The sequence below is a fragment of the Cellulosimicrobium cellulans genome, from assembly GCF_042723955.1.
Taxonomy (GTDB): domain Bacteria; phylum Actinomycetota; class Actinomycetes; order Actinomycetales; family Cellulomonadaceae; genus Cellulosimicrobium; species Cellulosimicrobium cellulans_H.
Genome location: NZ_JBHXIC010000066.1, coordinates 4,951 through 22,169 on the forward strand (window position 1 = coordinate 4,951; position 17,219 = coordinate 22,169).

General features: G+C 75.8%; 19 protein-coding genes and 1 pseudogene. 6 read left to right on the top strand and 14 right to left on the bottom strand.

Going from position 1 to position 17,219, the window contains the following annotated elements; genetic code table 11:
* The 5 genes and pseudogenes from ACFWH7_RS15870 to pdxR all read right to left on the bottom strand — a co-directional run.
* Positions 1-269 (bottom strand): annotated as a pseudogene (locus ACFWH7_RS15870) (hypothetical protein); the annotation flags it as partial.
* A 47-nt stretch (positions 270-316) separates the two neighbouring features.
* Positions 317-1,033, bottom strand: coding sequence for a DUF1345 domain-containing protein (locus ACFWH7_RS15875; protein ID WP_378217718.1), 717 nt, complete (start codon positions 1,031-1,033; stop codon positions 317-319).
* A 59-nt stretch (positions 1,034-1,092) separates the two neighbouring features.
* On the bottom strand, positions 1,093-1,698 hold the full coding sequence (locus ACFWH7_RS15880) for a TetR/AcrR family transcriptional regulator (RefSeq protein ID WP_378217720.1): 606 nt from the start codon (positions 1,696-1,698) through the stop codon (positions 1,093-1,095).
* A 5-nt stretch (positions 1,699-1,703) separates the two neighbouring features.
* Entirely contained in the window at positions 1,704-2,027 is a 324-nt protein-coding gene (locus ACFWH7_RS15885; RefSeq protein ID WP_378217722.1) for a DMT family transporter, read from the bottom strand.
* Positions 2,028-2,102: 75 nt separating this feature from the next.
* Positions 2,103-3,602 (bottom strand): MocR-like pyridoxine biosynthesis transcription factor PdxR, encoded by a 1,500-nt coding sequence (gene pdxR / locus ACFWH7_RS15890; RefSeq protein ID WP_378217724.1) that lies wholly within the window; start codon positions 3,600-3,602, stop codon positions 2,103-2,105.
* Between the two features lie 46 nt (positions 3,603-3,648).
* On the opposite strand from pdxR, the gene ACFWH7_RS15895 reads away from it, so the two are divergent.
* Both ACFWH7_RS15895 and ACFWH7_RS15900 read left to right on the top strand, forming a co-directional pair.
* Complete coding sequence (locus ACFWH7_RS15895) at positions 3,649-4,671, top strand: EamA family transporter (RefSeq protein ID WP_378217726.1); 1,023 nt, start codon at positions 3,649-3,651, stop codon at positions 4,669-4,671.
* Between the two features lie 5 nt (positions 4,672-4,676).
* The gene (locus ACFWH7_RS15900; RefSeq protein WP_378217728.1) at positions 4,677-5,696 is read left to right on the top strand and encodes a 1,4-dihydroxy-2-naphthoyl-CoA synthase; all 1,020 of its coding nucleotides are present in this window, start codon (positions 4,677-4,679) and stop codon (positions 5,694-5,696) included.
* A gap of 9 nt (positions 5,697-5,705) precedes the next feature.
* On the opposite strand, the gene ACFWH7_RS15905 is transcribed toward ACFWH7_RS15900, so the two are convergent.
* The gene (locus tag ACFWH7_RS15905) at positions 5,706-5,963 is read right to left on the bottom strand and encodes a hypothetical protein (protein WP_378217730.1); all 258 of its coding nucleotides are present in this window, start codon (positions 5,961-5,963) and stop codon (positions 5,706-5,708) included.
* Positions 5,964-6,102: 139 nt separating this feature from the next.
* Positions 6,103-7,179: a DUF3048 domain-containing protein gene (locus tag ACFWH7_RS15910; protein WP_378217732.1), complete on the bottom strand. Its 1,077-nt coding sequence runs from the start codon at positions 7,177-7,179 to the stop codon at positions 6,103-6,105.
* Between the two features lie 98 nt (positions 7,180-7,277).
* On the opposite strand from ACFWH7_RS15910, the gene ACFWH7_RS15915 reads away from it, so the two are divergent.
* Entirely contained in the window at positions 7,278-8,549 is a 1,272-nt protein-coding gene (locus tag ACFWH7_RS15915; protein ID WP_378217734.1) for an AMP-binding protein, read from the top strand.
* 53 nt (positions 8,550-8,602) lie between these two features.
* Entirely contained in the window at positions 8,603-9,472 is an 870-nt protein-coding gene (locus ACFWH7_RS15920; RefSeq protein WP_047231559.1) for a 1,4-dihydroxy-2-naphthoate polyprenyltransferase, read from the top strand.
* Positions 9,473-9,499: 27 nt separating this feature from the next.
* Here the strand turns inward: ACFWH7_RS15920 and ACFWH7_RS15925 are convergent, their stop codons facing one another.
* Positions 9,500-9,850: a DUF4229 domain-containing protein gene (locus ACFWH7_RS15925; RefSeq protein WP_378217737.1), complete on the bottom strand. Its 351-nt coding sequence runs from the start codon at positions 9,848-9,850 to the stop codon at positions 9,500-9,502.
* Positions 9,851-9,881: 31 nt separating this feature from the next.
* Here ACFWH7_RS15925 and ACFWH7_RS15930 point away from each other — a divergent pair, with 31 nt between their 5' ends.
* On the top strand, positions 9,882-10,352 hold the full coding sequence (locus ACFWH7_RS15930) for a PLD nuclease N-terminal domain-containing protein (protein WP_378217740.1): 471 nt from the start codon (positions 9,882-9,884) through the stop codon (positions 10,350-10,352).
* Between the two features lie 111 nt (positions 10,353-10,463).
* Here ACFWH7_RS15930 and ccsB read toward each other — a convergent pair whose 3' ends face one another.
* The 6 genes from ccsB to ACFWH7_RS15960 all read right to left on the bottom strand — a co-directional run bounded on the left by ccsB (position 10,464) and on the right by ACFWH7_RS15960 (position 16,311).
* On the bottom strand, positions 10,464-11,483 hold the full coding sequence (gene ccsB, locus ACFWH7_RS15935; protein ID WP_378217742.1) for a c-type cytochrome biogenesis protein CcsB: 1,020 nt from the start codon (positions 11,481-11,483) through the stop codon (positions 10,464-10,466).
* A 3-nt stretch (positions 11,484-11,486) separates the two neighbouring features.
* A complete protein-coding gene (gene resB / locus ACFWH7_RS15940; RefSeq protein ID WP_378217744.1) occupies positions 11,487-13,376 on the bottom strand; it encodes a cytochrome c biogenesis protein ResB in 1,890 nt (629 codons plus the stop codon).
* A gap of 1 nt (position 13,377) precedes the next feature.
* Positions 13,378-14,133, bottom strand: a complete 756-nt coding sequence (locus ACFWH7_RS15945; protein ID WP_378217757.1) for a cytochrome c biogenesis CcdA family protein — start codon at positions 14,131-14,133, stop codon at positions 13,378-13,380.
* Positions 14,134-14,243: 110 nt separating this feature from the next.
* Complete coding sequence (locus ACFWH7_RS15950; protein ID WP_378217746.1) at positions 14,244-14,876, bottom strand: TlpA family protein disulfide reductase; 633 nt, start codon at positions 14,874-14,876, stop codon at positions 14,244-14,246.
* A 127-nt stretch (positions 14,877-15,003) separates the two neighbouring features.
* On the bottom strand, positions 15,004-15,675 hold the full coding sequence (locus ACFWH7_RS15955; RefSeq protein ID WP_378217748.1) for a histidine phosphatase family protein: 672 nt from the start codon (positions 15,673-15,675) through the stop codon (positions 15,004-15,006).
* A gap of 105 nt (positions 15,676-15,780) precedes the next feature.
* Positions 15,781-16,311 (bottom strand): MarR family winged helix-turn-helix transcriptional regulator, encoded by a 531-nt coding sequence (locus ACFWH7_RS15960; RefSeq protein WP_378217750.1) that lies wholly within the window; start codon positions 16,309-16,311, stop codon positions 15,781-15,783.
* A 171-nt stretch (positions 16,312-16,482) separates the two neighbouring features.
* Here ACFWH7_RS15960 and ACFWH7_RS15965 point away from each other — a divergent pair, with 171 nt between their 5' ends.
* Complete coding sequence (locus ACFWH7_RS15965; protein WP_053369575.1) at positions 16,483-17,034, top strand: YceI family protein; 552 nt, start codon at positions 16,483-16,485, stop codon at positions 17,032-17,034.
* Positions 17,035-17,219 lie beyond the last annotated feature (185 nt).

Here is a 17,219-nt window from a genome sequence, read left to right on the forward strand (position 1 = left end):
TCTACCCCCCCCCCCCGCCCACCCGCCCGCCCCCCCGTGGGGGGGGGCGGTGTTTTGTTTACACCCCCCGGCCGGGGGGGGGGGCCCGGGGGGGCCGCGCGCAGCCAGGGCGCCGACTCGGCGTCGTCGTAGTCCCAGAACGGGGAGAACTCACCCCACCCGGCCTCCCCGCGCAGCAGCACGCCGTCGCGCGCGTCGAGCCCGCGGAACCGCGTGGTCAGTGAGGTGCGGTAGACGACGGTCTCGAGGGGGTCGGGCACGCCTTCCAGGCTAGGCCACCGCGGGAGGTCCCACGTCGCCCGACGGTGCGCGGCGCTCAGGCGTTCACGAGCACCACGACGACGAGCGCCACGATCACGGCGTTGAACGCGAACGCGACGACGGCGTGGGTCGTGACCATGCGACGCGTGGGCGTGTCGAGCACCGTCACGTCGGCCGTCGAGAACGTCGTGCTCACCCCCGCCGCGAGGTACACGTAGTCCGCGAAGGCGCGCGGGCCCTGCCCCGGGAAGGTGAACCCGCCGTCCCCCGCCGCGACGTCGCGCCGGGCGTAGTGCACGGAGTAGGAGACGAGGACCGTCACCCACGAGACGACGATCACCGTGACGCCCAGCACGGTGATCACGGGGACGGCGGCCCACGCCACTCCCTGGGCGAGCACGAACCCGACGAGCAGCGCCATGAGCGCGAACTGGACGGACCACGCCGCGGAGCCGCCGCCGAGGAGCCACGTGCGCGCCCGGCCCCGGCCCTCGGGGTGTGCGGCGACGAGCGCCCGCTCGAGCGCGGGCCCGCGGCGCCCGGCGAACGCCACGCACGTGAGCACGCAGTACAGCCCCGACAGCACCACCCACACGAGGAGGCCGGCTGCGACGGGCGCGGTGCCGTCGTCGAGCCCGAGCGGGCGCGCCACGAGGACGACGGCGAGGGGTCCCAGCACGAGCGCGACGCCGGTCGACGTGAGCGAGCGGACGCTCTCCGGGACCAGGCGGTCGCGCAGCGCGGTGCGGGGCGAGGACGGTCGACGGCTCATGGGCCGTGAGGCTATCCCGGCCGTCCGGCGCGGTGCCCGACCCGCTCCTCCGTCGGTCGTCAGCTCGCGCGCGCCGGGCCCACCAGCTCGCCGACGAGCTGCACGGCGAGCGCACGCACGTCGCGGCTCTCGCTCAGCGCGCTCACCGCGGCGCCGTCCACCACGGCGATGAGCAGCGCGGGCGGGACGCTCGCGAGACCGCGCACCGCGAGGAGCTGCCCGACGGCGTCGTCGAGGCCCTGCCGGCCCTCGCCGTAGGCCCGGGCGAGCGCGGGGTAGCGACCCGCGCCCACGAGGTGCTCGTAGAAGCCGCGCAGCTCGCTCTCGCCCCCGGGCGGCAGGACGGCGTCGACGAGCACGTGGGCGTCCTCGCGCGCGCGGTCACCGCCCCGCGCGGCCCGATCGGCCGCGCCGCGCGCGTGGGCCGCCCACCCGGCGACCACGACCTCGCCGGCCGCGCCGATGAGGTCGTCGAGGCCGGTGAAGTAGTACGTCGTGGCGGCGAGCGGGACGTCGGCCCGGGCCGCGACGGCGCGGTGGGTCACCGATGCCGGACCCTCCTGGAGGATGAGGTCCGCGGCGGCGCGGACGATCGCGTCACGGCGCGCGACCCCGCGCGCCTGGCGGCGCGGCACGGGCCGCGGGTCGACGGTCTCGGTCGGCATGGGTGTCAGTGCCCTCCCCCGGAGAGGTTGAGCCCCACGACCCCGGCGACGATCAGCACGAGGGAGATGACCTTGAGGACCGTGACGGGCTCGTCGAACAGGACGACGGCGAGGGCGGCGGTGAGCGAGGCACCGATCCCCACCCAGACACCGTAGGCCACGCCGACGGGCAGGGACTTCAGGGCGATGCTCAGGCCGACCATGCTCAGGACGAGCATGACGACGAACGCGACGCTCGGCCAGAGCTTGGTGAAGCCGTGCGACGCCTTGAGGCTCAGGGCCCAGCCGGCCTCGAGCATGCCGGAGAGGATGAGGACGATCCATGCCATGGGGAGACTCCCTCGGGTCGACGCACCGGGTGGCAGGGCCCGCCGTCGTGCGCAGAACTGGTACTAACGTACCAGTTAATTGGATCGGGTCAAGACCGCCGTCCGCAGCACGTGCGCCACGAGACCGACGTCACCGTCGCGCACGCGCGCGGTGCCCACCACCACCCCCGCCTCGCGGCGGTCCACCCCCGTCCCGCTGAGGGGCTCGGCCGGCACCCCGGCCGCGTGCAGACCGTCGACCGCAGCGCGCTCGGCGGCCGGGTCGGGGAGCGGCACGACGAGATGCAGCCCGGCGGCGACCCCGCCCACCTCCACCCCCGGAAGGGCGCTCGCGAGCGCGTCGAGCAGCAGGCGTCGCCGTCGCTGGTACACGAGCCGAGCCCGGCGCAGGTGCCGCTGGTAGGCGCCCGAGCCGAGCAGCGCCGCGAGCGCCGCCTGCTCGGGCACCGAGGTCCCGAGGTCCGCGTGCCGCTTCGCCTCCACCAGCGGCCCGACGACGTGCGGCGGCGCCACGACCCAGCCGAGCCGCAGCGCGGGCGAGAGCAGCTTGGACACCGAGCCGAGCAGGACGACACGTTCGGGGTCCAGGGCCTGCACGGAGGCCACCGGCTGCCGGTCGTACCGCAGCTCGGCGTCGTAGTCGTCCTCGAGCACGAGGCGGTCCCCCGCCGCCGCCCACGCGAGCAGCGCGCGCCGTCGCGCGGGACCGAGGACGACCCCGAGCGGGAACTGGTGAGCGGGCGTCACGAGGACGGCGCGCGCGTCGTCGGGCAGCAGGTCCGCGCGCAGGCCGTCGCCGTCCACGGGCACGCCGACCGTCCGCAGGCCGGCGTCGCGCAGCAGCTCGAGCGCCCCGCGCGACGACGGGTCCTCGACGGCCACCGCCGCCCGCCCCTCGGGCGCTGGGCCCGCGACCCGTCCCGCGGCGAGCAGCCGGGCGAGCAGCGAGAGCGCCTGGGCGACCCCGCTCACCACGACCACGTCGTCCGCCGTGACATGAGCGCCCCGCGCGCGCCGCAGGTGGACCGCGAGCGCCTCGCGCAGCGCCGGCAGCCCCTGGGGGTCCGGGTAGCCCAGGTCGGCGTCGGCCAGGCCCCGCACGCCGTCGCGCACGGCGCGCGCCCACGCGGCGCGGGGGAAGAGAGCGGGGTCGGGCGTGCCGACGCTCACCGGCCGGGCCCCCGGCACCGGGCCGGGCCCGGTGCCGGTCTCGGTGTCCGGCCCCGTGCCGGGTGCCGCACGGGGCGGGCGGGGCGCCGCCGTCCCGGCGCGGCCCGACGGCGGCGCGGGCAGCGCCGCGACGACCACCCCCGACCGGGGCCGGGACACGAGCAGCCCCTCGCCGACGAGCACGTCGACGGCGGTGGTCACGGTGCCGCGCGAGACACCGAGCGCCACCGCCGCGTCGCGGCTCGAGGGGAGCACGGCGCCCGCCTCGAGCCGGCCGTCCACCACGGCCGCGCGCAGACCGGCGTGGAGCCACCGGCCGACGTCGCGGCCCGGTCGCGGTCCGAGGGCGAGCAGCAGCGCGTCGGGCTCGATCCGGGTCGTCATCTGGCCCAGTGAACCAGGCATGATCTGGACCTGCACCCTGGTCCAGGCTCGACCCTACGGTCGACGCATGGCCCTCGCTCCCCGCCCCTCCCACGACGTCCCGTCCGACGACGGCGGCCGTGCGCCCGACCACCCCGGCCCGGCACGGTCCGGCGACCTCCGGTGCACCCTCGGCATGGTGATCGTCGGCTCGTCGTTCGTCGCGTCCGCCGCCCTCGCCGACTTCCCGGTCCTCGGCGGGCAGGCCGCGCGCTACGCCGTCGCGGCGCTCGTCCTGCTCGCCGTCCTCGCCGTGCGGCGCGTGCCGTGGGTGCTGCCGTCGCCGGGCGCGCTGCTGCGCCTCACCGCGCTCGCGGCGACCGGTCTCGTGGGGTTCAGCGTCCTCGTCGTCGAGAGCGCGGGGCGCGCGGACCCGTCCCTCGTCGGGGCGGTCGTCGGCGCGTCGCCCGTCGTGCTCGCCGCGGCCGCCGCGCTCCGGGCGCGCCGCGTCGCGGTCCGGACCCTCGCGGCGGCGGTCGTGGTGACGGCCGGCGTCGTGGTCGTCGAGGGCGGCGGCTCGGGGGACCCGGTGGGCGTCGCGCTCGCGCTCGGCGCGCTCGCGTGCGAGGTGTGCTTCTCGCTGCTCGCCGTGCCGCTCCTGCCGACGCTCGGCGCACTGCGCGTCTCCGCGTACGCGTGCGTCCTGGCCGTCCCCCAGCTCGCCGTGCTCGGCCTCGTCCGGCTGCAGGTCACCGGGCAGCCGTTCCTCGCCGTGCCCGACGCCGCCGAGCTCGCCGCGCTCGCCTACCTCGCCGTCGTCGTCACGGCCGTGGCGTTCCTGCTCTGGTACTCCGGGCTGGCCGCGATCGGCCCCGCGCGGGCCGGCCTGTTCGCGGGCCTCCTGCCCGTCGCGGCGCTCGTGACCTCGGTCGCCCTCGGGTTCGAGGCGCTCGACGCCCGCTCCCTGGTCGGGACGCTCGTCGTCGGCGCCGGCCTCGTTCTCGGCCTCGCAGCGCCGCGGCGTGACGGCGCCGCCCCGGCGCCCGATCCCCACGCCGACGAGCGGGCCCCCGCGCCGGGCGCGGCCCTCGCCCCGCAGCGGCTACCGTGACGACCGTGAGCAGCACCGAACCCACCCCCGCCGTCCCCGCCGACGACCCCCGCGCGCACGCGCTCCCCCGCCAGGTGTCCGAGACGTTCGACCCGGGCGCGTGGCGCGACGTCGCCGGGTTCGAGGAGCTGACCGACGTCACGTACCACCGGGGCGTGGAGCGCGACACGGACGGGACCGTCGTGCGCGACCTGCCCGTGGTGCGTGTCGCGTTCGACCGCCCGGAGGTGCGCAACGCGTTCCGCCCCCACACCGTGGACGAGCTGTACCGCGTGCTCGACCACGCGCGCATGACGTCCGACGTGGGGACGGTGCTCCTCACGGGCAACGGCCCCTCCCCGAAGGACGGCGGGTGGGCGTTCTGCTCCGGGGGCGACCAGCGGATCCGTGGGCGCTCGGGCTACCAGTACACGACCGCGCCCGACGGCGGCGGCGACGTGCACACGCGCGACGCGGTGGACCCGGCCCGCGCGGGGCGCCTGCACATCCTCGAGGTGCAGCGGCTCATCCGGACGATGCCCAAGGTCGTGGTCGCGGTCGTCAACGGGTGGGCGGCCGGCGGCGGGCACTCGCTGCACGTGGTCGCGGACCTGTCGATCGCGAGCCGCGAGCACGCGCGGTTCAAGCAGACCGACGCGAACGTCGGCTCGTTCGACGGCGGCTACGGCTCGGCGTACCTGGCGCGGCAGGTGGGGCAGAAGCGGGCGCGGGAGATCTTCTTCCTCGCGCGGGAGTACTCGGCGCAGGACGCGTACGAGTGGGGGGCGGTGAACGAGGTCGCGGACCACGCGGACCTCGAGGCGCTGGCGATCGACTACGCGCGCACGATCGCGTCGAAGTCGCCGCAGGCGATCCGGATGCTCAAGTTCGCGTTCAACCTCGCGGACGACGGGCTCATGGGCCAGCAGGTCTTCGCGGGCGAGGCGACGCGGCTCGCCTACATGACCGACGAGGCCGTGGAGGGGCGCGACGCGTTCCTGGAGCGGCGCGACCCGGACTGGGGCCGGTTCGGCTACGCGTTCTGACCCTGCGGGTCAGGAGCCGGCGACGAGGCTCGTCAGCATCTCGATGAGGCCGCGGCCGACGAACGCCGCGGCGACGGCGAGGCCGAACAGGAGCCCGACCGAGATCGCGACGGGCGCGGCGGAGCGGGCGGCGCCGGGCTCGGCGTCGCGCGGCGTGCGCGGCGCGTAGGACGGCGGGAGCCGGTCCTCGGTCGAGCGCTGCGCGGCGCCCTCACCGGGGGTGCCGGGCTGGGACGGATGGACGGGGTGCGGGACGACGGTTGCCATGACTCCACGGTGCCGCGCAGGGCCCCGTCACCGCGTCGGCCCCGCGGCTCGACCTGGATGTCCGCCGGTCCCCCTCGGGGCGGAGCGGTCGTACGCCGTGGGGAGGACCCCGGAGACCGCCGCCGGGCGAGAGGGGCGCTCAGCCGATCTCCCAGCTCCCCGACCCGATCGGCACGAGCTCGATCCAGGAGGCGCCGGGCTCGAGCTCGACGGGCTTCCCGTCCGCCCCGGTGAGCACCACGGGGGACTCGGCCGTCTCCTTGGACCACGTCACCGGCACCTGCTTGCCCCCGCTCGCGACGACGCCCTCGCCGGTCCCCACGAGCTTCGTCTCCGGGACGGGCACCCCCGCCGGGTCCTTGAACGCCGTGTCCTGCATCGGCGCGGACAGCAGCACGACGTTCGTCGCCGAGAGCCGCACCTCGTCCGAGGACACGGCGGGCGTGTCGCCCTCGCTGCGCACGTAGCGACCCTCGTCGGCGTCCCACTCCCACACGGCGCTGCTCGCGAACGTGAGCCGCACGTCGAGCCGCGTCGCGGCGCTGCCCGCCACGGTGGCCGTGCCGGTCCCCGGCTCCCGGGCGAACACGAGCTGGGCGGGCGGGGGCGCGGTGCGGTCGCCGTCGGCCTGGGCCCAGAACTCCTCCGGGCTGCCGTACACGTTGTGCGGCGCACGGCGCGCGCGGGTCGTGGTGAACCCGTCGTCGCCCTCGTCCATGACGACCGACTGGACCCCCGCCGCACCGACGGCATCGATGAACGGCTGCTGCCCGCCCGTGTACGCGAGGATCCCGTGCAGCGGGCCGACGATCGCCGGGTCCATGGGCCGGACCGAGCGGACGGGGCCGACGCTCTCGGGGACCTGCGAGTGGTAGACGGCGACGAACCGGGTGATCCCGCCCTCGACGACCTCCTCCCACACGACGTCGGCCTGCTCGAGGCCGGTCTGCGGGCGCGCCTGGGGCGCGTTCTCGATCTTCACCGCGAGCGCCGGGCGGTCCGCGACCTCCTCGGCCTCGACGCCGGTCAGCGGCCAGACGAGCGGCACGTCCGGCGTCGGCGGTGCCCCCTTGTCCGCGGACACGCCCGCGTCGACCGTCTCCGTCGTGGGCGCGGCCGGCTCGCCGCCGCACCCCGCGAGCAGGACCGACGCCGCAGCGAGCGCGACGACCAGCCCCGCCCGGACCGCACCGGGTCCTCGTGCCGTCCTCGTCATCCTCGACCTTCCCGTCGGTCCAGGACCCGGTCCTGGCACTGCCCCTGCGACGGACGTGCGCTTCCCGGTCACCCTACGGCCCGGCCTACGCTGATCCGGTGAACCGCGCCGTCGTCCCCGCCGATCTCGACTCCCTGGTCGCTGCGGTCGGCGCCGCGCTCGACGGCGCCGGTCCCCCGGTGGCGCCCGTCCCGCTGCTCCCCCGGCCCGGGCACGCCGACGTGCCGCCGGGCGCCGCGCTCGTCCTGCGCACGTCGGGCTCGACGGGCGAGCCGCGCGAGGTCGTGCTGTCCGCGGCGGCGCTGCGCGCCTCGGGCGCCGCGACGCACGAGCGGCTGGGCGGGCCCGGGCACTGGCTCCTCACGCTGCCCGCGACGCACGTCGCGGGCGTGCAGGTGGTCGCCCGCGCGCACGCGGCCGGGCGAGGCCTCACGGTCGCGCCGGAGGACGAGCCGTTCACCCCGGCCGGCTTCGCCGCGCTCGTCACCCGCGCACCGCGCGCCGAGCGCCGGTACGTCTCGCTGGTCCCCACGCAGCTCCACCGCCTCCTCGCCGCGGCGGAGGCGGGCTCCGACGGCGGCGCCGCGGGACTCGACGCGCTCTGCGCCCTCGACGCGGTCCTGCTCGGCGGTGCCGCCGCGCCTCCCCCGCTGCTGCGCCGCGCGCGGGCGGCGGGCGCGCGCGTCGTGACCACGTACGGCATGACGGAGACGAGCGGCGGGTGCGTGTACGACGGCGTCCCGCTCGCGGGCGCACGCGTGCGCCTCGCACGCACCACGCTCGCGGACAGGCCGGGCGGCGCCACGGGCGTCGTCGAGCTCTCCGGACCGTTCCTCGCCGACGGCTACCTCGGCGACCCGGCCGCGACCGCGCACGCGTTCCGCACCGACGACGACGGCACGCGCTGGTTCCGCACCAGCGACCTCGGACGGCTCGACGTGGCGCCGGACGGACCCTCGCTCACCGTTCTCGGCCGGGCGGACGACGTCGTCGTCACGGGCGGCGTCAACGTCGCCCCGGCCGCGGTCGAGGCCTTGGTCGCCGAGGTCGACGGCGTGGGCGAGGCGTGCGTCGTCGGCGTGCCGCACCCGGAGTGGGGGCAGGAGGTCGTCGCGGTCGTCACGACGGCGAGGCCTGCGCCCGCCGCTCCCGGCTCGGCCCCGGGCCCCGGCACCGGGAGCGCGGTCGCGGACGCCCCCGCCGCGCTCGTCGCCGCGGTCCGGGACCACGTCGCGGATAGGCTGGAGCGGGCGGCCGCACCACGCCGCGTGCTCGTCGTCGCGGACCTCCCGCGCCGCGGGCCCGGCAAGGTGGACCGCGCCGCGGTGGCGCGGCTCGCCGTCGGGCACCTCCAGGCCCGCCCTGGTTGAGCCGCCCGCGGTCCCACCACCCTGCACGACCCGCACGACCGAGACGGAGCACCATGGCCAGCACCACCGAGTGGGTCGCGGGCGCGCGCCCGCGCACCCTTCCCGCCGCCGCGACGCCCGTCATCGTCGGGTCCGGCGCCGCGGCCCAGGTGGACGGCTTCGCCTTCTGGCCCGCGCTGCTCGCCCTCGGCGTCGCGCTCGCGCTCCAGGTGGGCGTGAACTACGCGAACGACTACTCCGACGGCGTGCGCGGCACCGACCTCGACCGCGTCGGCCCCATGCGGCTCACCGCCACGGGCGCCGCGCGGCCCGGGCAGGTGCGCGCCGCGGCGTTCGGCGCGTTCGGCGTCGCCGCCGTGCTCGGGCTCGTGCTCTGCGCGGTGACCGGCCACTGGTGGCTGATCGCCGTGGGCGCGCTCGCGATCCTCGCGGGCTGGTACTACACGGGCGGCCGCAACCCCTACGGCTACCGGGGCCTGGGCGAGGTCGGGGTGTTCGTCTTCTTCGGTCTGGTCGCCACGCTCGGCACCACCTACACGCAGGCGGGCGTGGTCACGTGGCCGTCGGCCGTCGGCGCGGTCGCGGTGGGCCTGCTCGCGTGCGCGATCCTCATGGTGAACAACATCCGCGACATCCCGACCGACGTCGTCGCGGGCAAGCGCACGCTCGCGGTCCGGCTCGGCGACTTCCGGGCCCGCCGGGCCTACGTCGCGATGATCTGGGTCCCGCTGCTGCTGGCGGTCGTGTGCGCGTTCGCGTCGCCCTGGGCGCTCGGCACCCTGGTCCTCCTGCTGCCGGCCGTGCTCCTCACGCTCCCGGTGATCGCGGGCGCGCGCGGGCCGCTCCTGGTGCCGGTGCTCGCCGGGACCGGGCTGTTCGAGCTGGCGTACGGCGTGCTGCTGGGGGTCGGGCTCGCGCTCTGAGCGCCCCCAGGCCGCGGCCCCGGCGGCTCAGCGGGTCGACGAGGTCCCGGGCTGCTCGGTCGGCGCCGGGTCCGTGCCCGGCGCGGCGGCGTTCTCCTCGCGGTCGAGGGCGGCGTCGAGGGCCGCGTCCTCGGCCGCCGCGTCGTCCTCGATCTCGCGCGAGAACCGCTCGCCCGTGCGCGCGCGGTGCTCGGCCCGCGCGGCGAGATAGCGCGAGGCGGCCTCGCGGGGCTTGCGCAGGGTCAGGTACGACAGCATGAGCGCGACGACCGCGGCGACCAGGACGAGCAGCCAGCCCCGGAGGCCGGCGAACCAGAGCACGCCCAGCGCGGCGGCGAAGAGCAGCAGACGCAGGACGGAGTAGACGACGACAGGCACGACTCCAGGGTACGGCCCGTAGGCTGGAGCCATGCTTCGCGTGCTGCTCCCCCTCATCGCCGTCGGCCTCGCGGTCTACGCGCTCGTCGACCTCGCCTCGAGCGACGAGGAGGAACGCGGCGGCATCCCCAAGGGGCTGTGGATCGTCCTCATCATCCTGCTGCCGTTCCTCGGCCCCATCGCCTGGATCCTCGTCAAGCGGTCCGCGTCGCGCTCGGGCTCGCGGTACGGGAGCGGCCGCCCGTCGGGCGGCTCCACGAACGGCGGCCCGCGCCGGCGCCGCAACGCCCCCGTCGCGCCCGACGACGACCCCGAGTTCCTCTGGCGGCTCGAGCAGCAGCAGCGTCGCCAGGCGCGGGACGAGGCACCCTCGCCCGCGACGGACGACGCTCCTCCGGCGGCCGGGGACACGACGGACGACGGCCGGACCGAGGACGACGGCGACGCGCGCCGACCCGGGGCGAGCAACGGGTCCGACGACGGCGACGACACCGCCCGCTGACCGACCCACCAAGCGCAGGTCGAGCGCTGCGTCCGCGGTCGAGCGCTGCGTGTCTGGACGCAGCGCTCGCGCGGGGACGCAGCGCTCGATGAGGCTCGGTGTCGGACCGGGTCAGTCGCCCGGGTTGAGGCCCGAGTACGAGTGCTTCCCGTTGAACAGCAGGTTCACGCCCGTGAAGTTGAACAGCACGCACGCGTAGCCGACGATCACGAAGTACGCCGCCCGGCGCCCGGACCAGCCGCGGGTCGTGCGGGCGTGCAGGTACGCCGCGTACACGATCCAGACGACGAAGCTCCAGACCTCCTTGGGGTCCCAGCCCCAGTAGCGGCCCCATGCGTGCTCGGCCCAGATCGCGCCACCGATGATGGTGAACGTCCACAGCACGAACGCGACCGCGTTGAGGCGAAAGCTCAGCGCCTCGAGCTGGAGCGGTCCCGGCGTCGAGTCGAGCCAGCGCCAGCCGCGCGCACCGAGGAACGCGTTCCCGGAGTCGCGCGAGTCGCGCAGGAGCTGGAGCACCGACGTGACGAACGCGACGGTGAAGATGCCCGTCGCGATGATCGCGACGCCCACGTGGATGACGAGCCAGTAGGACTGGAGCGCGGGCTGCACGCCGGTCGCGGCGACGAAGAACGCGTTCTGCGCGAGCACGAGGAAGAGCACCGCGAGACCGGTCACGAACGACCCGAGGAAGCGCACGTCGCGCTTGAGGGAGACGCCGAGGAAGACCGCGAGAGCCACGAAGGCGCCGACGAGCGTGAACTCGTACATGTTGGCCCACGGCGTGCGGCCGGCGGCGATCCCGCGCGTGACGATCGCGACGAGCAGCAGCGCCGTCCCGAGCCACGTGAGCGAGATCCCGATGTTGGCGGCCTTGCGCGACGGCTCGGGCGATGCGACGGCTGCGGCGTCGACGGCGTCCGGCGCGTCCGGGCCGTACGGCGAGACGGGCGCGCCCGCGCCCGCGAGCACCTCCGCGCCGGGCGCCTTCGCGTCGGCCCGTGCCTCGGCCCGCTCGTCGTCGGCGCGGCCCGCGAGCCGCGCGAGGTCGATCGCGAACGCGACGAGCGCGACGGTCAGGGCAGTCGCAGCGGCCCAGACGAGGTCCTGGCTCAGCTCGGCTACGGTCATCGGTCAGCCTTTCGTGCGCGGTCGCGCGGTCGGGTCCTGGGCGGGACGCGCAGTAGGGCGGGTGCGGTCGGCCGGTGCGCGTCCCGGCGACGAGGTGAGGTCACCCTCACCCGATGGTGCCACGCCCGGGAGCGCGGCGAGAAGCGAGTCCACCTCGCCCTGGAGGCCGGCGTCGTCCCCGCGGGCGAGGCCCGCGACGGCGACGACGGTGCGCTCGCGCGGGGCGTCGTCGCCCGTCCCGGGCACCTCCTCGCGCCACGCGCGCACCCACACGCGGCGACGCGGGGTGAACAGCGAGACGGCGAGCCCCGTGAGCGCGCCGAGCGCGAACACGAGGACCCACGTGAGCGACGGGTCGTGGCGCAGGTCGAGGGCGACGTAGCGCGGCAGCGAGTCGAACGTGATCGTGCCGAGGCCGTCAGGCAGGTCGACCGTCTCGCCCGGCGCGACGAGCAGCTTGACGCGCTCGCCGTCCTCGTCGACCGACGGCGTGAGGTCGTCGGTGTCGAGGCGGTAGACGTTCTGCGGCAGGCCCTCGTCGAGGCCGAGGTCGCCGCGGTAGACCTCGAGCACGAGCAGCGGGTTGATCGGCTGCGGGTACACCGACGCCGCGGTCTCGCCGTCCTCGCTGAGCTGGGCCGTCGGGAGGAAGTACCCGACGAGGCCGACCTGGTCCAGGCCGGAGGACACGTCGGGCACCTTGATGACGCCCCGCGAGGTGTACATCGTGTCCTCGGGCAGGAACGGCACGCGGCCGGAGAACGCGACCTCGCCGTCGGCGTCGTGCACCGTGACCTCGGGCGCGAACCCGTTGCCCTGGAGGTAGATCTTGGCGCCCCCCGCGGTGAGCGGGTGGTTGACCTTGATGGTCTCCTCGTGGGTCGTGCCGTCGGGGTCGCGCACGGTGACCGTCGCGGTGAAGTCGCGCGACTGGGCGAACGCGACGGAGTCCTGGGCGAACTCCGACTCGAACGCGTCGAGCGTCATCGAGAACGGGACGAGCGACGACGGCCGGAACCACGCGCCGTTCTCGAACGTGTCGTAGTCGACGACCGCGTTCGCGAACCCGCGGCCCTCGGTCACGATCGCCTGGCCGCGGTAGTGCAGGAGCTGTCCGGTCGCGACGGCGACCAGGAGGCCGACGAGCGACAGGTGGAACAGGAGGTTGCCGGTCTCGCGCACGTAGCCCCGCTCGGCGGACACCGTGCGCGCCGCGGGTCGTGCGGCGGCGCGGCCCCGCGCCGGGGCAGCCTTCTCGGTGCCCGTGTCGACACGGAACGTCGGCAGCCAGCGGAGCCGTCCGCGCAGGTGGGTGCTCGCCGCCGCGACGACGTCGTCCGGCGAGGCGTCCGTGACGGCGCGCGCCTGCGCGGGGAAACGGTCGAAGCGCCGCGGCGTGCGCGGGGGACGCGTGCGCAGCGCCTGCCAGTGCGCCTTGGTGCGCGGCAGGATGCACCCGACGAGCGAGACGAACAGCAGGATGTAGATGGCCGAGAACCACACCGAGGCGTAGACGTCGAAGAAGCCGAGCCGGTCGAGCCACTCCCCCGTCGTCGGGTTCTCCTGGAGGTAGCGCAGCACGGCTGCCGGGTCCTGCGGGCGCTGCGGCAGGACGGAGCCGGGCACCGCCGCGACCGCGAGCAGCATGAGGAGCATGAGCGCGACGCGCATGCTCGTGAGCTGGCGCCAGGTCCACCGCAGCGTGCCGCGCCAGCCGAGCCTCGGGAGCGCCGGGCCGCCGTCGCCTCCCGTGCCGCCCTCGCCACCCGACGGCGTCCGGTCCCCCGGGCCGTCGCCCGCGGAGAACGCGTCGTCGATGCCCTCGGGGCGGTAGCCCGCCGCCCGCCCGCCGGGCTTCGCGGCCCTCTCGGCCTGGTCGGTCTCGTCGCTCATCTCACACCACCGTCACGAATCCGCCGATCCAGCCCTGCAGCGACGTCGTCCACGTCGCCCACAGACCCGTGACCAGCGCGAGGCCGATGAGCACGAGCAGCCCGCCGCCGATCCGCATGATCGCGAGACGGTGCCGGCGCAGGAAACCGAGCATGCGCTGCGAGCTCTGCAGCCCGAGCGCGATGAGGAGGAACGGCACGCCGAGACCGAGGCAGTAGGCGACCCCGAGGATCGCGCCCCGGCCCGCCGAGGCCTCGGTCAGCGACAGCGACTGCACGGCGACGAGCGTCGGACCGAGGCACGGCGTCCAGCCGAGCCCGAAGACGATGCCGAGCAGCGGCGCTCCCCACAGCCCGGCCTGGGGGCTCAGGTGCAGGCGCCGCTCGCGCTGGAGGAACGGGACGGCGCCCATGAAGGCGAGCCCCATGAGGATCACGACGACGCCCAGGACGCGCGTGATGACGTCCTCCCACCGCACGAGGTGGACGCCGATCGCGCCGGCGGCGACCATCAGCGCGACGAACACGAGCGTGAAGCCTGCGACGAAGAGCCCGACCCCCGCGAGCACGCGCCCGCGGCTCGGCGCCGTGACCCGCGTGGCCGTCGTCGTGCCCCCGGACGCGCCGCGCCCGCTCCCGGCGTTCGCCGCGGCCATGCCCGAGACGTAGCCGACGTACCCGGGCACGAGCGGCAGCACGCACGGCGACGCGAAGGAGACGAGCCCCGCCAGGATCGCCACCGGGACCGCCAGCAGCATCGACCCGCTCCAGACCGTCGTGGCGAACGTGTCGCCGACGCTCGTCGCGGCGGCCGCGGGGAGCGCGGCGGCCGGGACGGAGGCGGCGAGGGACGCGAGGGTGACCACGGTCAGCCGGCCGCCTCGTCCTCGGCGAGCACGTCGTCGACGAGCGCGTCCAGGGTCGAGCCCTCGGCGAGCCCGATGACGCGCGCCGCGACGCGGCCCTCGCGGTCGAGCACGACCGTCGACGGCACGGCCTGGAGCGGCACGGTGCCGGAGAGCGCCGCGACGACCTCCCCGCTGCGGTCGTCGATCGACGGGTACGGCACCTCGAACCGGCGCTGGAACGCCTGCGCGGCGCCCGCCTCGTCGGTCGTGTTGATGCCGAGCACCTGCACGCCGTCGTCGGCGCGGTCGTTCGCCAGCGCGACGAGGTCGGGCGCCTCGGCGCGGCACGGCGCGCACGCCGCGTACCAGGTGTTGAGCACGACGACGTCGCCCAGCCAGGCGCTCGTGTCGACCTGCTCGCCCTCGTAGTCGGTGCCGGTGAGCGCCACGACGTCGCCGCGCTCGCCGGCGTCCCACGTACGGACCGAGCCGTCGCCGGAGACGTAGCCCTGCCCGACGACGTCGGTCGTCGCGCCCGAGTCCTGGGCGCACGCCGCGAGGCCGAGCGTCGCGGCGACCACGACGCCCGCGGTCAGCACGCGGCGCAGGGGCAGGAGGGCGCGCACGTCAGGCGCGCGCGAGCTGGCGGTCACAGCGTCATCACGGGAGGCACCCTGCCCGGGGTTCCTGGACGCCACCTGGGAGACGTGACCTCCGCCACTCCCGAACGGGACGGTTCGGGCGTCCGGGCGGCGACGACGGCGCGAGACATGACCGACGTCACGCCCCCGCGACGGTCGCGGCGCCCGGGAGGAGGTCGGCGACCGGCTCGGAGTAGTGCAGGCCGACGAGGCGGTCGTCCTCGAAGTGCAGGGACGTGAGCGACGCGAGCGAGCACTGCCGCTTGCGCGGGTCGTGCCACAGGCGGCGGTTCTCGAAGCTCAGGCGCGTGAGCCACACGGGGAGCTGGTGGCTCACGAGGAGGGCCTCGTGGCCCGCGGCCTTGTCCCGGGCGTCGGCGACGGCGGCGCGCATGCGCGCGACCTGCTCGGTGTACGGCTCTCCCCACGACGGGCGGAACGGGTTCCACAGGTAGGGCCAGTGCTGCGGGTGGCGCAGCGACCCGTCCCCGACGCCGAACGTCTTGCCCTCGAAGTGGTTCGCCGCCTCGATGAGGCGGTCGTCCGTGCCGAGCTCGAGCCCGAACGCCTCGGCGGCCGGCGTGGCCGTCTCCTGGGCGCGCTGGAGCGGCGACGCGACGACGACGGCGAGGTCCGCGCGCGGGCGCGACGTGCCGTCGGGGCCAGGCTCGCCCGCGAGGTGCGCGGCGACGCGGCGGGCCATCTCGTGGCCCCGCTCGGAGAGGTGGTAGCCGGGGATGCGGCCGTAGAGGACGCCGTCGGGGTTGTGGACCTCGCCGTGGCGCAGGAGGTGGACGATGGTGGAGACCATGCGTACCAGTGTCCCGCACTCCGGGGCCCGGACCCGCACCGGCGAGCCGGTCGCCCCGAGACGCTCCCGGGACGCGCCGCGGACGTGCCCGAGGCGACCGCGGTGTCAGGAGTCGCGGTCCGCCTTGCACGCCTCGGCGACGGCGGCCATCGCCTCGCCGAGCGCGCGGAACTGCTCCGGCGTGAGGACGTCGACCATGAACCGGCGCACGGCGGCCACGTGCGCCGGCGCGGATGCCACGAGGACGCGGTAGCCCTCGGCCGTCATCTCGCAGTTGACCCCGCGGCGGTCGCCGGTGCTCGCCGAACGCCGGACCAGGCCGCGCGCCTCCATGCGCGCGACCGTGTGGGTGACACGGCTGCGGGACCGGGCGAGGCCGTCGGCGAGCGCGGACATGCGCAGCGTGTGGTCGGGGCTCTCCGAGAGCCGTACGAGCAGCTCGTACTCGTTGAGCGAGACCTCCGACTGCTCCTCGTGGTCACGCCCCAGCGACTCGATGAAGCGCACGGTCCCGTCGAGGTAGGCGCGCCACAACCGCTGCTGCTCGGCGTCGAGCCAGCGAGGCTCCTCGCTCGCGGTCGCGGTGGTGCTGGGGGTGGTCGTCGTCGGCTGGGCGTCGACGTCGTTGCTGGTCATAGGTCCTCGGGCGCTCGCGGACAGGGGTCGGTTCTGGGGCGGAACCTCGCGGAACATTCTTCCACCCCACCGGGAATAGACGGATCACCCCCTGCTGTTGATACGCTCGTACGAAGTTGAACCTTCAACCAAGTTCGGTCCTCCGGGACCCACGACCCCTCAGGAGCACCCATGGCCACGCCGCTGCCCGCCGGGCTCAACGCCGGTACCTACGCCCTCGACTCGTCCCACTCGCAGGCGGCCTTCACGGTCCGCCACGCCGGCATCTCCAAGGTGCGCGGCACGCTCGCCATCACGGCCGGCACCATCACCGTGGGCGACGACCTCGAGTCGACCTCCGTGACCGCCGAGCTCGACGCGGCGTCCGTGAGCACGGGCGACGCGAACCGCGACAACCACCTGCGCAGCGCGGACTTCTGGGACGCCGAGAACAAGCCGACGTGGAGCTTCGCGTCGACCAGCATCTCCGGCGACGGCGACGACTTCGTCGTGGCGGGCGACCTGACCATCAACGGCGTGACCAAGCCGGTCGAGCTCGAGACCGAGTTCGCGGGCACCGCGACCGACCCGTTCGGCAACGCGCGCGCCGGCTTCGAGGCGACGACGGAGATCTCGCGCAAGGAGTTCGGCCTGACCTGGAACGCGGCGCTCGAGACCGGCGGCGTGCTCGTCGGCGACAAGATCAAGATCGCGCTCGACGTCTCGGCCATCAAGCAGGGCTGACGACCGACTCCCGGGACCCTTCCCCGGGACCTCCCAGGAACACTGCACCCACCGGCAGGGGTGCCGCCCGAGGGGGGGGGGGGGCCGGGCCCCCCGCCCCCCCGCGCTCGGAGGCCGGGGGGCGCCGCGCGGCCCGGGCCGAGGCCGTTGTTGACACGGAAGTAGTAGGACGCGCCGACCTCCAC